The following is a 12,756-nucleotide window of genomic DNA, read 5'->3' as shown; positions in this document are numbered from 1 at the left end:
CTGCTCAGGTCCGGTGGTAGATGTCCTCGTGGCGGACGATGTCGTCCTCGGCAAGGTAGCTGCCGGATTGCACCTCGATGATCTCGAGCGGGATGTGGCCCGGGTTCTCGAGCCGGTGCAGCGCGCCGAGCGGGATGTAGATCGACTGGTTCTCGGTCAGGAGCCGGACCTCGTCGCCGACCGTCACGCGCGCCGTTCCCGAAACCACGACCCAGTGCTCGGACCGGTGCACGTGGCTCTGCAGCGACAGCTTGCCGCCCGGCCTGACCGTGATCCGCTTCACCTGATAGCGCAGGCCGCGGTCGATGGACTCGAAGGAGCCCCAGGGCCGGTACGACATCCGGTGCTGCGTCGCTTCCTCGCGGTGCTCGGCCGCGAGCCGCGCCACCACGGTCTTTACCTCCTCGGCCCGGCCGCGCGCCGAGACCAGCACGGCGTCCTTGGTGGTGACCACCACGGTGTCCTCCAGACCGATCACCGCGGTCAGCATGTCGGGCGAGGAGACGTAGCAGTTCCGCGCGCCGACGAAGACCGCCTCGCCGACCGCCGCGTTGCCGTCGGCGTCCTTGGCGGCGAGGTCCCAGAGAGACGACCACGAGCCGATGTCGGACCAGCCGAAGTCGGAGGGCACGACGGCGGCCCGCTCGGTCTTCTCCATCACCGCGTAGTCGACCGACTTCGCGACCGAGCGCGCGAAGGCCGCGGGCTCGAGCCGCAGGAAGTCGAGGTCGCGCGCCGCGCCGGCCACCGCCTCGCCGACCGGGCCGGCGATGCCGGGGGCGAGCCGCGCCAGTTCGTCGAGGAAGACGCGGGCGGCGAAGAGGAAGTTGCCGGAGTTCCAGAGATAGCCGTCGGCGAGGTAGCGCTCGGCCGTCGCCGCATCCGGCTTTTCGACGAAGGCTGCGATCGCGTGCACGCCGGGCGCGCCGGCGAGTTCCGCACCCGGGCGGATGTAGCCGTATCCGGTCGCGGGCCGGTCGGGGCGGATGCCGAAGGTCACGATGCGTCCCGCCTCCGCGGCCGCCCGGCCGCGCTCGACATGGGCCAGGAACGCGTCCCGGTCCGGGATGGCGTGGTCGGCAGCCAGGACCAGCACGAGGGCGGCCGGATCCCGACGGGCGGCGATCTCGGCCGCCGCCGCGATGGCCGCACAGGAATCCCGCCTGAGCGGCTCGAGCACGATATCGCCCTCCGCGCCGATCGCGCGCATCTGCTCGGCGACCAGGAAGCGGTAGTCGGCCCCGGTCACCACGACCGGCGGGCCGAACCCCACGCCGGCGACGCGCCGGAGCGTCGCCTGGAAAAGCGAGTCCGGCCCCGACAGCGCCAGGAACTGCTTGGGATAGCTGTCGCGCGAGGCCGGCCAGAGCCGCGACCCCGAACCGCCGCAGAGCACCACGGGAATGATCTCGGCCATGGGTGGGCTCCCCGCCCTCAGAGCGACTGGTTGTAGGCGCCGACCTCCGGGTTCTCCCGGAGCACGGTATCGACGGCCCGGAAGATTTCGTGCATGCGTGCTTCGGAGACCGGGCTCTCGACGACCACGACCAGTTCCGGCTTGTTGGACGAGGCCCGGACCAGGCCCCAGGTCCCGTCCGCGGTCGTGACCCGGACGCCGTTCACGGTGACGAGCTCGGTGATCGGCTGGCCGGCCACGGCGTCCCCGGCGGCCCGCATCGCCCGGAAACGCGCCACGACGCGCTCGACGACGTCGTATTTCACCTCGTCGGCGCAGTGGGGCGACATGGTGGGCGAGGACCATGTGCGCGGCAGCGTCCGCCTCAGATCGGACATGGACCGCCCCGGGTTGCGGTCGAGCATGTCCAGCACGGCGATGGCCGACACGAGCCCGTCGTCGTAGCCGCGACCCACGGGGGGGTTGAAGAAGTAGTGTCCGGACTTCTCGAATCCGGCGACGGCCCCGAGCTCCTGCACGCGCCGCTTGATATAGGAGTGGCCGGTCTTCCAGTAGTCGGTCACCGCGCCGCGGGCCTTCAGCACCGGGTCGGTGGCGTAGAGCCCGGTCGACTTGACGTCCACCACGAAGGTCGCCCCCGGATGCAGCGCGGAAAGGTCGCGCGCCAGCATGACCCCGACCTTGTCGGCGAAGATCTCCTCGCCGCTGTCGTCGATGACGCCGCAGCGGTCGCCGTCGCCGTCGAAGCCGAGGCCCACGTCGGCCCCGTGCTCCAGGACGGCGTCGCGGATCGCGTGCAGCATCCGGAGGTCTTCGGGATTGGGGTTGTAGCGCGGGAAGGTGTGGTCGAGCTCCGCGTCGAGCGGCACCACGTCGCAGCCGAGCGCCTCCAGGACCCGCGGCGCGAAGGCGCCGGCCGTGCCGTTGCCGCAGGCGGCGACGACCTTGAGCCGGCGGGCGAAGCGCGGCCGGCGGGTCAGGTCGGCGATGTAGGCCTCGGCGAAATCCGGCACGAAGACGTAGGACCCGCCGCCGCAGAGGTCGAACGCGGCGGACAGGACGATCTCCTTCAGCCGGCCCATCTCGTCCGGCCCGAAGGTGAGCGGCCGGCCCGCGCCCATCTTCACCCCGGTCCAGCCGTTCTCGTTGTGGGAGGCGGTGACCATGGCGCAGGCCGGGACGTCGAGCGCGAACTGCGCGAAGTAGCACATCGGCGTCAGCGCGAGCCCGATGTCGTGGACGCGGCATCCCGCGGCCATCAGCCCGGAGACGAGCGCCATCTTGATCGCGGCCGAGTAGCTCCGGAAATCATGGCCGGTGACGATCTCGCGCGCCACGCCGCGTTCGCCCAGCAGCGTCCCGAGGCCCATCCCCAGGGCCTGCACGCCCATGAGGTTGAGCTCCGTCCCGAACAGCCACCGAGCATCGTACTCCCGGAACCCGGTCGGCTTGACCATGGGCTCGGACTCGTACGCGAAGGTGTTCGGCGTGAGGAAGGGGCGGGGACGGGGGAACATGAGCGCTCGCGGGAGTGTCCGATCGGGATTGCACAGGCCCCGGCCGCCGTCAATCGAGGCTTCGAGGGCGAGGTCGACGGCGGGCGGCCGAACCCAGGCCGGCATTGTCAGCCGGGGCCGGATCTGTTAACGCGTCCCAGCGTCACCATGCCCGGGCTCGACGCATTTCGGAGCCGCTCACCGTGCCCGTTCTTCTCATCGAACCACGGCGTTTCGGCGACGACCGGGGCTGGTTCACCGAGGTCTACAGCGAGGCGGACTTCAGCAGGCGGGGCATCGACGTCCGCTTCGTGCAGGACAACCATTCCTTGTCACGTCCGGCCGGCGTCCTCCGGGGCCTGCATTTCCAGAGGCCGCCCCGGGCTCAGGCCAAGCTGGTCCGCTGCATCCGCGGACGGATCTGGGACGTGGCGGTCGACATCAGGCGCGGGTCTCCGACCTACGGCCGCTGGGCGGCGGCCGAGCTGTCCGCCGCGAACGGCCGCCAGCTCTATATCCCGGTCGGCTTCGCCCACGGGTTCCTGACGCTGGAGCCGGACACGGAAGTGACCTACAAGGTCTCGGACTTCTATGCCCCGGACTGCGACGGGGGCCTGCGCTGGAACGATCCGGACCTTGCGCTGCCCTGGCCCATCCCGGCCGGCATCGACCCGGTGACCTCGTCCAAGGACGCCGTCCTGCCGGGGCTGCGGGCCTTCGAGAGTCCGTTCCCCTACGACGGACGGCCGCTCGCGCCGATCGAGAGCTGAAGGGAGGACGGGGCATGCGGGTGCTGGTCACGGGTGGCGCCGGGTTCATCGGATCGGCGCTGGTGCGCCACCTCATCCGGGAGACCGGCCACGAGGTCCTCAACCTCGACAAGCTCACCTATGCGGGCAGCCTCGCCTCCGTGGAGCCGGTGGCCGGGTCGCCCCGCTACCGATTCGTCCGGGCCGACGTATGCGACGCCGCCAAGGTCGCCGAGATCCTGGACGCGTTCCGGCCGGATGTCGTGACCCATCTGGCGGCCGAATCGCATGTGGACCGCTCGATCGACGGCCCGGGCGCCTTCATCGAGACCAACGTGGTCGGCACCTACACGATGCTGGCGGCGGCCCTCGACTACTGGCGCCGACTGCCTCAGGAGGCAGCGGTGGGGTTCCGCTTCCATCACGTCTCGACCGACGAGGTCTTCGGTTCGCTCGGGCCAGACGGGCTCTTCACCGAAGCGAGCCCCTACGACCCGCGCTCGCCTTACTCGGCCTCGAAGGCTTCGTCCGACCATCTCGTCAGGGCCTGGCATCACACCTACGGCCTGCCGACCCTCGTCACCAACTGCTCGAACAACTACGGGCCCTACCATTTTCCCGAGAAGCTCATTCCGCTGATGATCATCAAGTGCCTGTCCGGGGAGCCGCTGCCGGTCTACGGCAAGGGCGAGAACGTCCGGGACTGGCTCTTCGTGGAGGATCACGTGCGCGCCCTGACGCGCGTGTTCGAGGCGGGGCGGCCGGGCGAGACCTACAACATCGGCGGGAACGCCGAGCGCCGCAACATCGACGTGGTGACGTCCGTCTGCGGGATCCTGGACCGCCTGCGCCCGAGGGCCGACGGCCGGTCCTACGGCGAGCAGGTGACCTTCGTGGCGGACCGTCCCGGGCACGACGCGCGCTATGCGATCGACGCGGAGAAGATCCGCCGGGAGCTCGGCTGGCAGCCGCTCGAGACCTTTGAGAGCGGACTGGAGCGGACGGTGCGCTGGTATCTCGACAACGAGGCCTGGTGGCGGGCGGTCCAGGAGCGGGGCTATGTCGGCCAGCGCCTCGGCCTGAAGTCGGCCTGACCCGATGGCCGGCATCCTCCTCACGGGCAGCACGGGCCAGGTCGGAGCGGAGCTGGCGGCGCTCGACTGGCCGGAGGGCCTGACGCCGATCGCGCCGGCGCGGGCCGAACTCGACCTCGCGGACCGGGCCTCGATCGAGCACTGGCTCATGTCGCGAGATCTCGCCGGCATCCTCTCCGTCGGCGCCTACACGGCGGTCGACAAAGCCGAGAGCGAGGTCGCCGAGGCCTGGAGCGTCAACGCGCTCGCGCCGGCCGTCCTGGCGGCCCATGCGGCCCGGCGCGGCATCCCGATCGTGCAGGTCTCGACCGACTACGTTTTCGACGGGTCGAAAGCCGGGCCCTACGACGTCGACGATCCGGTGCGTCCCCTCGGCGTCTACGGCGCCTCCAAGGAGGGGGGTGAGCAGGCCGTGCGCACTGCGCGCGCGCGCCACGCCATCCTGCGCACATCCTGGGTGGTGGGCGCGCATGGCGCGAACTTCGTCCGGACCATGCTCCGGCTCGGCCGCGAGCGGCCGGTGCTGCGCGTGGTCGACGACCAGTGGGGCGCCCCCGCCCTGGCGGCGGACGTGGCGGCGGTGCTGCAGACCATGATGATCCGTCTCGTCCGCGACCCGGCGGCGCCGACCGGGACCTTCCACTTCACCAGCAGCGGCGAGACCACGTGGTGCGGACTGGCCCGGGCCGTCTTCGAGGCGTCGCGACGCCACGGCGGGCCGGCGCCCGACGTGCAGGCGATCGCGACGGCCGACTACCCGACCCCGGCGCGGCGGCCGGCGAATTCCCGCCTCTCGCTCGAGCGCCTCCGCAACGACTATGGCATCACGCCCCGCCCGTGGCAGGCCGGCATCGACTCGCTCGTCGAGCGGCTGCTGGCGGAGCCGGGCCAGCAAGGGACCTCCCCATGAAAGGCATCGTGCTCGCGGGCGGCTCCGGGACCCGGCTGCATCCGGCGACCCTCGCGGTCAACAAGCAGCTTCTGCCGGTCTACGACAAGCCGATGATCTACTATCCGCTGTCGACCCTGATGTTGGCCCACATCCGGGAGATCCTGATCATCTCCTCGCCCGAGTTCCTGGACAACTACCGCCGCCTGTTCGGCGACGGGTCGGACCTCGGCCTGGACATCCGCTACGCGGTGCAGCCGCGGCCGGAAGGGCTCGCGCAGGCCTTCACGATCGGGCGCGACTTCGTGGGCGACGACCAGGCGGCGCTGATCCTGGGCGACAACATCTACTTCGGCGCCGGCATGCGCGAGCTGCTGCGACGGGCCACCGAGCGACGACGCGGCGCCACGGTGTTCGCCTATCATGTCGAGGACCCGCAGCGGTACGGCGTGGTGGAGCTCGACCCGACCGGGCGCGCCCTGTCGATCGAGGAAAAGCCTGAGCGGCCCAAGTCCAGCTTCGCGGTGACCGGGCTCTACTTCTACGACAACCGCGTCCTCGACTTTGCGCGTAACCTGAAGCCGTCGGCACGCGGGGAGTTCGAGATCACCGACCTGAACAGGATCTACATGGAACTCGGCGAACTCTTCGTCGAAGTCCTGTCCCGCGGCTATGCCTGGCTGGACACCGGCACCCATGACAGCCTGGTGGAGGCGTCCGAGTTCGTGCGTGTGATCCAGAAGCGCCAGGGCCTGCAGGTCGCCTGCCTGGAGGAGATCGCCTACGTGAACGGCTTCATCGGCGCCGACCAGGTGCGCGCGCGGGGGCGGGTGCTCGAGAAGACCGCCTATGGGCGCTACCTGCTCGCTCTCGTCTCGTGATGGCGGGACGCGTGCGCGTGCCCTGGTTGTTGACGTAACGTGATACGCAGCCGATCAACGTCGGGACGGCAAGCGCTCCGGCTGGCGATTCGACCAGGCCGTCGGCGGCCTTGCACGATTGGCAGGGGCCGAGCGGCCGATTCAGGTGCGACTGCCGGATGGGATGGAGCGGGATGACCAGGCAGGCCGTCGTTCTGGTGGGAGGACTGGGGACGCGTCTGCGGGCCCTCGGGATCGACCGCCCGAAGCCCATGCTGGAGGTCGCCGGCCGGCCTTTCGTCGAGCACGTGATCCGGGAGCTCAGCGCCTACGGCATCGACCGTGTGCTCCTCCTCGCCGGATACCGGGGCGACCTCGTGGAGGCGCACTTCCGCGGGCGGTCCGTCCACGGCGTCGACGTGGAGGTCTCCGTGGAGCCGGCGCCGCTCGGGACGGCCGGCGCCCTGACGCAGGTCGCGGACCGGCTCGACGACACCTTCCTGATGACCAACGGCGATTCCCTCTTTCTCGCCGATCTGGCGCCCCTGCTCGCCCCTCCGCTCGTCGCCGGCCGGGCCGGGCGCCTGCTCCTGCGCCGGATCGAGGACACCGCCCGGTATGGCCGCGTGGAGCTCTCGGACGACGGCCGGATCGCGGCCTTTCGGGAAAAGGCCGCGGTCGCGGGACCCGGCCTCATCAACGCCGGCCTCTATCTGCTGCGGCGCGAGGCCGTCCTGTCGACGATCGACCGGACGCCGTCCTCGATCGAGCAGGACGTCTTCCCGGCCCTGGTCGGCTGCGGCGCGCTGGACGGCATCACCGCCGATGGCTTCTTCCTGGATATCGGAACGCCGGAGAGCCTGGCGAGCGGCGAACGCAGCCTGGACGCGGCGCTTCGCCGCCCGGCCGCCTTCCTGGACCGCGACGGCGTCCTCAATATTGACGGCGGCTACACCCACCGCGTCGACGACCTGCGCTTCACCCCGACCGCCGTCGAAGCCGTCCGCCTCCTGAACCGGGCCGGATACCGGGTCGTCGTGGTCACGAACCAGGCCGGCGTCAGCCACGGCTACTATACCGAGGGCGACGTGGCCGACTTCCACAGGGCCATGCGGGCGCGTCTTCTGGAGGCGGGCGCCCGGATCGACGCCTTCTACCACTGCCCCTTCCATCCGGAAGGAAAGGTCCCCGGCTACATCGGCGACCATCCGGACCGCAAGCCCGGATCAGGCATGATCGAGCGGGCCTTCGCCGACTGGCCGCTCGACCGCAGCGCGAGCTTCCTCGTCGGCGACCGGCCGACCGACCTGCAGGCCGCCGAGGCCGCGGGCATCCCCGGCTTCGCCATCGAGCCGAACGTCGGCGATCTCGCCGCCGTCGTCGGCCGGATCCTCTCCTCCCCGCAACACCGACGGGCCGCCGCGCCATGCTGACCATCGCCCGATCCCCGCTCCGCGTCAGCTTCTTCGGCGGCGGAACCGACTATCCGGCCTATTTCCGGGAGTTCCCGGGCGCGGTGCTGGGCTCGTCGATCAACAAATACATCTACATCGTCACGCTGCCGATGGTCGGCTATGCCGAGACGCGATTCCGGGTCACCTACCGGATGGTCGAGACGGTCGACCGCATCGAGGACATCAAGCACAACGCGATCCGGGCGACCCTGCAGGACTGCGGCTACGACGAGCCGCTCAACATCGCCATCATCTCCGACCTGCCGGGCAATTCCGGGCTGGGCAGCTCGTCCGCCTTCACGGTGGGGTTCGTGCGGCTGATCGAGCACCTGTCGGGGCGCAAGATCACCAAGTACGACCTGATGCGGAAGGCGGTCAGGATCGAGCACGACCTGCTGCAGGAAAACGTCGGGATCCAGGACCAGACCCATGCGGCCTTCGGCGGGCTCAGCCTCTACACCTTCCAGGGCGACGATTTCGCGATCCAGCCGATCCGCATGAAGACCGAGAACCGGGACGCGCTGAATGAGAGCCTCTGCCTCGTCTATACCGGCCTGCAGCGCTCGGCGTCACAGACCCTGGACGAGCAGGTGCGGCGCACCGCGGAGGGGAAGATCCGGACCGAGCTGCGCCACCTCGTCGACCTCTGCCGGGAGGGCCTGCGCATCCTGGAGAACGACGACGCCGAGCGGCTCCTCGCCGATTTCGGCCGGCTGCTCAGCGAGGGCTGGGAGACGAAGCGCAAGCTCTCCTCGGCCATCACGACGCCGCGGGTCGACGAGATCTACGAGGTCGGCATGAAGCTCGGCGCCTACGGGGGCAAGCTGTGCGGGGCCGGCGGCGGGGGCTTCTTCATGTTCCTGGCTCCGCCCGAATGCCAGAAGCGTCTGGCCGAGGCGTTCGGGCCGCAGAATTTCGTCAAGATCGAGACCGAGGACGAGGGCGCCCGGATCGTCACCCGCTGATAAGGCGGGACGGCTTCGGCCCGAACAGGCACCAAGGACAGGCGAACGCGATGGCCACACGCGCACTCATCACCGGCGTGACCGGGATGGTCGGCTCCCACCTCCTGGACTTCCTCCTGGAGCGGACCGACTGGGAGATCCACGGCATGCTTCGCTGGCGCAGCCCGCTCGACAACATCGCCGCGCACCTCGACCGCATCAACCGCGGCGACCGGATCATGCTCCACTATGCCGACCTGCGCGACACGATGGCGATCCAGGCCTGCGTCGCCGCCGCCAAGCCGCACTACGTCTTCCATCTGGCCGCGCAAAGCTATCCGCAGACCTCCTTCACGGCGCCGCTGGACACGCTCGACACCAACATCCAGGGCACCGAACGCCTGCTCGGCGCCTTGCGGACCCATGCGCCCGAGGCGGTCATCCACGTCTGCGCGTCCTCGGAGGTGTTCGGCCGCGTGCCGAAGGAGAAGCTGCCGATCGACGAGGAATGCACGTTCCATCCGGCGTCGCCCTACGCCATCTCGAAGGTCGGCACGGACCTGGTCGGCCGCTACTACGCCGAGGCCTACGGCATGTGCGTGATGACGACGCGCATGTTCACCCATACGGGCCCCCGCCGGGGGGACGTCTTCGCCGAATCCACCTTTGCCAAGCAGATCGCGATGATCGAGCGCAACAAGCTTCCGCCCGTCGTGAAGGTGGGCAACCTCGACAGCCTGCGCACATGGGCGGACGTGCGCGACGCTGTGCGCGCCTACCACATGCTGGTCACCGTCAACCCGACCGCGGGCGCCTACTACAACATCGGCGGCTCGCACACTTGCAGCATCCGGACGATGCTCGACACGCTCATCGGCTATTCCACCATGGACGCCATCGCGGTCGAGACCGACCCGGCACGCCTGCGCCCTATCGACGCCGACCTGCAGGTCCCCGACACGACCAAATTCCGCAACCACACGGGCTGGCAGCCCGAGATCCCGTTCGAGACCACCATGCGGGACCTCCTCGACTACTGGCGCCAGCGCGTCGACAAGCACGAGTATTTCCTGACGCGCTGAACCCGCGGGAGCGAGACCATGGATAGGGACGCCGTCATTCTCGTCACCGGAGCCAGGGGGCTGGTCGGCTCAGCTCTCGTGGAACTCCTCGCCGGGGAAGGCTTCGGCCACGTGGTCCCGCTGGGCCGGGAGGACTGCGACCTCACCGACCGGGCGGCGACCTTCGCGTTCTTCGAGGCGCATCGGCCGGCCTATGTGTTCCATGCGGCGGCGCGGGTCTACGGCATCCTCGGCAACATGATGAACCAGGGCCTGTCGTTCCTCGACAACGTCACCATCAACACCAACGTGGTCGAGGCGAGCCGGCGCGCCGGGGTGCGCAAGATCACCGTGATGGGCACGGGAGCGGTCTATCCCTATCCGCCGCCGTCGCTGCCGCTCAAGGAGGACGACATCTTCGCGGGCCGCCCGCACCCGTCCGAGAACGCCTACGCGCACGCCAAGCGGGCCATGCTGGCCATGCTGGAGGCCTACACGGACAGCTACGGGCTCGACTGGGCCTACATCGTCTCCTGCAACCTCTTCGGTCCCCGGGACAAGTTCGACACGGTCGGCGGCCACGTCGTGCCCTCGCTCGTCAAGAAGTTCCACGACGCTGGCCGGACCGGCGGAGAGGTGGTGGTCTGGGGCGACGGCTCGGCGCGGCGGGACTTCATGTACGTGAAGGACGCCGCCCGGGTCGGGCTGGCGATCATGGAGCGGCTGAGCGGGCCGGTGAACATCGGCAGCGGCCGCGTCTACAGAATCGCCGAGATCGTGGAGGCGCTCGGCCGCATCTCGGGCCTTTCCGACCGCATCGTCTGGGACGCGAGCAAGCCGAACGGCCAGGACTATCGCGCCTACGACCTCGGCCGGCTCGCCTCCATCGGATTTGAATGCGTCTACCCGATCGAGGTCGGCCTCCGGGAGACCTGGGATTGGTACGGCCTGAACGCCTGAACGCCTGATCGGCTCTGGAGGGGACGTGGCTCTGTTCGAGGACATGCTGAACCGGCATCTCGAGGCCTTCGCGACGATGCGCGGGCTCGGACCGGATCTCGCCCGTGCCGCCGGCCTCGCGGTGGAGGCACTGGCGTCGGGGGGCAAGCTGATGATCTGCGGCAACGGCGGCTCGGCCGGGGACTGCCAGCATTTCGCCTCCGAGATCACGGGCCGCTACTCGACCAACCGGCGGCCGCTCGCGGCGCTGGCGCTGACGACGGACAGCTCGGCCCTGACGCTGATCGCCAACGACTTCTCCTTCGCGGAGATCTTCTCCCGACAGGTCGAGGCGCTCGGACGGCGCGGCGACGTTCTGGTCGCCGTCTCCACCTCCGGCAACTCGGAGAACATCCTGCGCGCGCTGGAGGTCGCGTCCCGGCTCGGCATCGCCAGCATCGGTCTCCTCGGCAAGGGCGGCGGACAGGCCGCCGGCCTGGCGACGGTACCGCTGGTGGTGCCGTCGGACGCGAACTCGGTCATCCAGGAAGCGCATGTGTTCCTCGAACACGCGCTCTGCGCCCATATCGAGGACGGCCTTCGCGCCGTCGGGTTCATCTGACCCTCGCCGAACCGGGACGCAAAGGCATGAGCGCCGCGGCCGTGGACTCCCTTCTGGACTGGTACGCCGCGGAGGCGCTGCCGCTCTGGGCCGGCGCCGGCTTCGACCGGGACACCGGCGCCTTCCACGAGCAGCTCGGGTTCGACCGCCTGCCCGTCGCGACGGCGCCGCGGCGCGTCATGGTGCAGGCGCGCCAGATCAGCGTCTTCGCCGAGGCCGGGCTCGACGGCACGTTTCCGCCCGGCGCCGACCTGGCCGCCTTGGCCGGACGCACCTTGCTCGCCCGTTGGCGGCCGGCGGGCGATGCCCCCGGGTGGCTCTTCTCGATCGGTCCCGAGCCCGGCCGCAGCGTCGCCACGAGCGATCTCTACGCCCATGCCTTCGTCCTCTACGCCCTCGCCTGGCTCCTGCGCCTCGGCGTGCCGGGGCCCTTCCGGTCGGCCGTCGATCGGAGCCTCGACCATCTGGAGCGCGACTTCCGGGACCCGCGGCACGGCGGCTTCTGGGACGCCCTGCCGCGGCCCGACGGGTTGCGCCGGCAGAACCCGCACATGCACCTCTTCGAGGCTCTCCTCGAGCTCTCGGTGGTCCTTCCCGACGAGCGGATCGCCCGCCTCCGGGACGAGGTGCTCGACCTGGCGCTCGCGCGCTTCGTCGACCCCGAGGCCGGCACCGTGCGGGAGCTGTTCCACGAAGATTGGACCGTCGCGCCCGCGCCGGGCCTGGGCAGCGTGGAGCCGGGACACCAGATGGAGTGGGCTTGGCTCCTGGACCGCCATGCGGCGATCACCGGGCGCGCGTGCCCCGGCCTGCCGGGGCGGCTGGTCGCCGCAGCGCTGGCGACTGGCGTCGATCCGGCGACCGGGCGGGTCGTCGACGAGACGGGCGAGGACGGGGCCGTCCGCAAGCGATCGAGCCGCCTCTGGCCCCACTGCGAAGCCCTCAAGGCCCTTGTCGCCGAGGCCGCCGCCGGCGGCATGGCCCGGGCGGCCCTCGTCGAAGCGATGGCGGAGCGGCTGAGGCGCTGCTATGCCGTCGCGGAACTCGGCGGCGGCTGGATCGACCAGCTCGACGAGGTCGACCGCCCCGTCAGCCGGACGATGCCGGCCAGCACGCTCTATCACCTGGCCGGAGCGATCCGGAGCCTGCGGTCGTGGCGCCGGGCGGCCGTGCCGCCGGTGCCGGAATGACAGAATCATCGAGCTCGGGCAGGCGCGCCGAAATCGGCCCG

General features: G+C 70.2%; 12 protein-coding genes. 10 read left to right on the top strand and 2 right to left on the bottom strand.

Annotated features, from left to right (window positions below):
- Window positions 1-4: 4 nt before the first annotated feature.
- Together WBG79_RS06580 and WBG79_RS06575 are read right to left on the bottom strand one after the other, a co-directional pair.
- Window positions 5-1,417, bottom strand: coding sequence for a mannose-1-phosphate guanylyltransferase/mannose-6-phosphate isomerase (locus WBG79_RS06580; RefSeq protein ID WP_337356309.1), 1,413 nt, complete (start codon window positions 1,415-1,417; stop codon window positions 5-7).
- 17 nt (window positions 1,418-1,434) lie between these two features.
- Window positions 1,435-2,934: a phosphomannomutase/phosphoglucomutase gene (locus tag WBG79_RS06575; RefSeq protein ID WP_337356308.1), complete on the bottom strand. Its 1,500-nt coding sequence runs from the start codon at window positions 2,932-2,934 to the stop codon at window positions 1,435-1,437.
- A 182-nt stretch (window positions 2,935-3,116) separates the two neighbouring features.
- On the opposite strand from WBG79_RS06575, the gene rfbC reads away from it, so the two are divergent.
- From rfbC to WBG79_RS06525, 10 genes are all read left to right on the top strand, one after another.
- Complete coding sequence (gene rfbC, locus WBG79_RS06570) at window positions 3,117-3,683, top strand: dTDP-4-dehydrorhamnose 3,5-epimerase (RefSeq protein ID WP_337356307.1); 567 nt, start codon at window positions 3,117-3,119, stop codon at window positions 3,681-3,683.
- Between the two features lie 14 nt (window positions 3,684-3,697).
- The gene (gene rfbB, locus WBG79_RS06565; protein ID WP_337356306.1) at window positions 3,698-4,756 is read left to right on the top strand and encodes a dTDP-glucose 4,6-dehydratase; all 1,059 of its coding nucleotides are present in this window, start codon (window positions 3,698-3,700) and stop codon (window positions 4,754-4,756) included.
- 4 nt (window positions 4,757-4,760) lie between these two features.
- Entirely contained in the window at window positions 4,761-5,666 is a 906-nt protein-coding gene (gene rfbD, locus WBG79_RS06560) for a dTDP-4-dehydrorhamnose reductase (RefSeq protein WP_337356305.1), read from the top strand.
- On the top strand, window positions 5,663-6,526 hold the full coding sequence (gene rfbA / locus WBG79_RS06555) for a glucose-1-phosphate thymidylyltransferase RfbA (protein ID WP_337356304.1): 864 nt from the start codon (window positions 5,663-5,665) through the stop codon (window positions 6,524-6,526). Before rfbD ends, rfbA begins: the two co-directional genes overlap by 4 nt.
- Before the next feature lie 173 nt (window positions 6,527-6,699).
- Window positions 6,700-7,938, top strand: coding sequence for an HAD-IIIA family hydrolase (locus WBG79_RS06550; protein ID WP_337356303.1), 1,239 nt, complete (start codon window positions 6,700-6,702; stop codon window positions 7,936-7,938).
- A complete protein-coding gene (locus WBG79_RS06545; RefSeq protein WP_337356302.1) occupies window positions 7,932-8,924 on the top strand; it encodes a GHMP family kinase ATP-binding protein in 993 nt (330 codons plus the stop codon). Before WBG79_RS06550 ends, WBG79_RS06545 begins: the two co-directional genes overlap by 7 nt.
- 50 nt (window positions 8,925-8,974) lie before the next feature.
- Window positions 8,975-9,985 (top strand): GDP-mannose 4,6-dehydratase, encoded by a 1,011-nt coding sequence (locus WBG79_RS06540; RefSeq protein ID WP_337356301.1) that lies wholly within the window; start codon window positions 8,975-8,977, stop codon window positions 9,983-9,985.
- 18 nt (window positions 9,986-10,003) lie between these two features.
- Window positions 10,004-10,924: an NAD-dependent epimerase/dehydratase family protein gene (locus tag WBG79_RS06535; protein ID WP_337356300.1), complete on the top strand. Its 921-nt coding sequence runs from the start codon at window positions 10,004-10,006 to the stop codon at window positions 10,922-10,924.
- Window positions 10,925-10,949: 25 nt separating this feature from the next.
- Window positions 10,950-11,525 carry a D-sedoheptulose-7-phosphate isomerase gene (locus WBG79_RS06530; RefSeq protein WP_337356299.1) on the top strand — a complete coding sequence of 192 codons (576 nt, stop codon included), beginning with the start codon at window positions 10,950-10,952 and terminating at the stop codon, window positions 11,523-11,525.
- Window positions 11,526-11,551: 26 nt separating this feature from the next.
- Entirely contained in the window at window positions 11,552-12,715 is a 1,164-nt protein-coding gene (locus WBG79_RS06525; protein ID WP_337356298.1) for an AGE family epimerase/isomerase, read from the top strand.
- Window positions 12,716-12,756 lie beyond the last annotated feature (41 nt).

The organism is Prosthecomicrobium sp. N25 (assembly GCF_037203705.1).
Lineage (GTDB): Bacteria > Pseudomonadota > Alphaproteobacteria > Rhizobiales > Ancalomicrobiaceae > Prosthecodimorpha.
The sequence above is the reverse complement of the archived record's forward strand: the minus strand, read 5'-3'. Positions and strand labels throughout refer to the sequence as shown.

Excerpts from the sequence above, each read along its gene's own strand:
- rfbB (WP_337356306.1), top strand. The coding sequence starts at position 3,698 with ATGCGGGTGCTGGTCACGGGTGGCGCCGGGTTCATCGGATCGGCGCTG.
- WBG79_RS06535 (WP_337356300.1), top strand. The coding sequence starts at position 10,004 with ATGGATAGGGACGCCGTCATTCTCGTCACCGGAGCCAGGGGGCTGGTC.
- WBG79_RS06540 (WP_337356301.1), top strand. The coding sequence starts at position 8,975 with ATGGCCACACGCGCACTCATCACCGGCGTGACCGGGATGGTCGGCTCC.
- WBG79_RS06525 (WP_337356298.1), top strand. The coding sequence starts at position 11,552 with ATGAGCGCCGCGGCCGTGGACTCCCTTCTGGACTGGTACGCCGCGGAG.
- rfbD (WP_337356305.1), top strand. The coding sequence starts at position 4,761 with ATGGCCGGCATCCTCCTCACGGGCAGCACGGGCCAGGTCGGAGCGGAG.
- WBG79_RS06545 (WP_337356302.1), top strand. The coding sequence starts at position 7,932 with ATGCTGACCATCGCCCGATCCCCGCTCCGCGTCAGCTTCTTCGGCGGC.
- WBG79_RS06550 (WP_337356303.1), top strand. The coding sequence starts at position 6,700 with ATGACCAGGCAGGCCGTCGTTCTGGTGGGAGGACTGGGGACGCGTCTG.
- WBG79_RS06580 (WP_337356309.1), bottom strand. The coding sequence starts at position 1,417 with ATGGCCGAGATCATTCCCGTGGTGCTCTGCGGCGGTTCGGGGTCGCGG.
- rfbA (WP_337356304.1), top strand. The coding sequence starts at position 5,663 with ATGAAAGGCATCGTGCTCGCGGGCGGCTCCGGGACCCGGCTGCATCCG.
- WBG79_RS06575 (WP_337356308.1), bottom strand. The coding sequence starts at position 2,934 with ATGTTCCCCCGTCCCCGCCCCTTCCTCACGCCGAACACCTTCGCGTAC.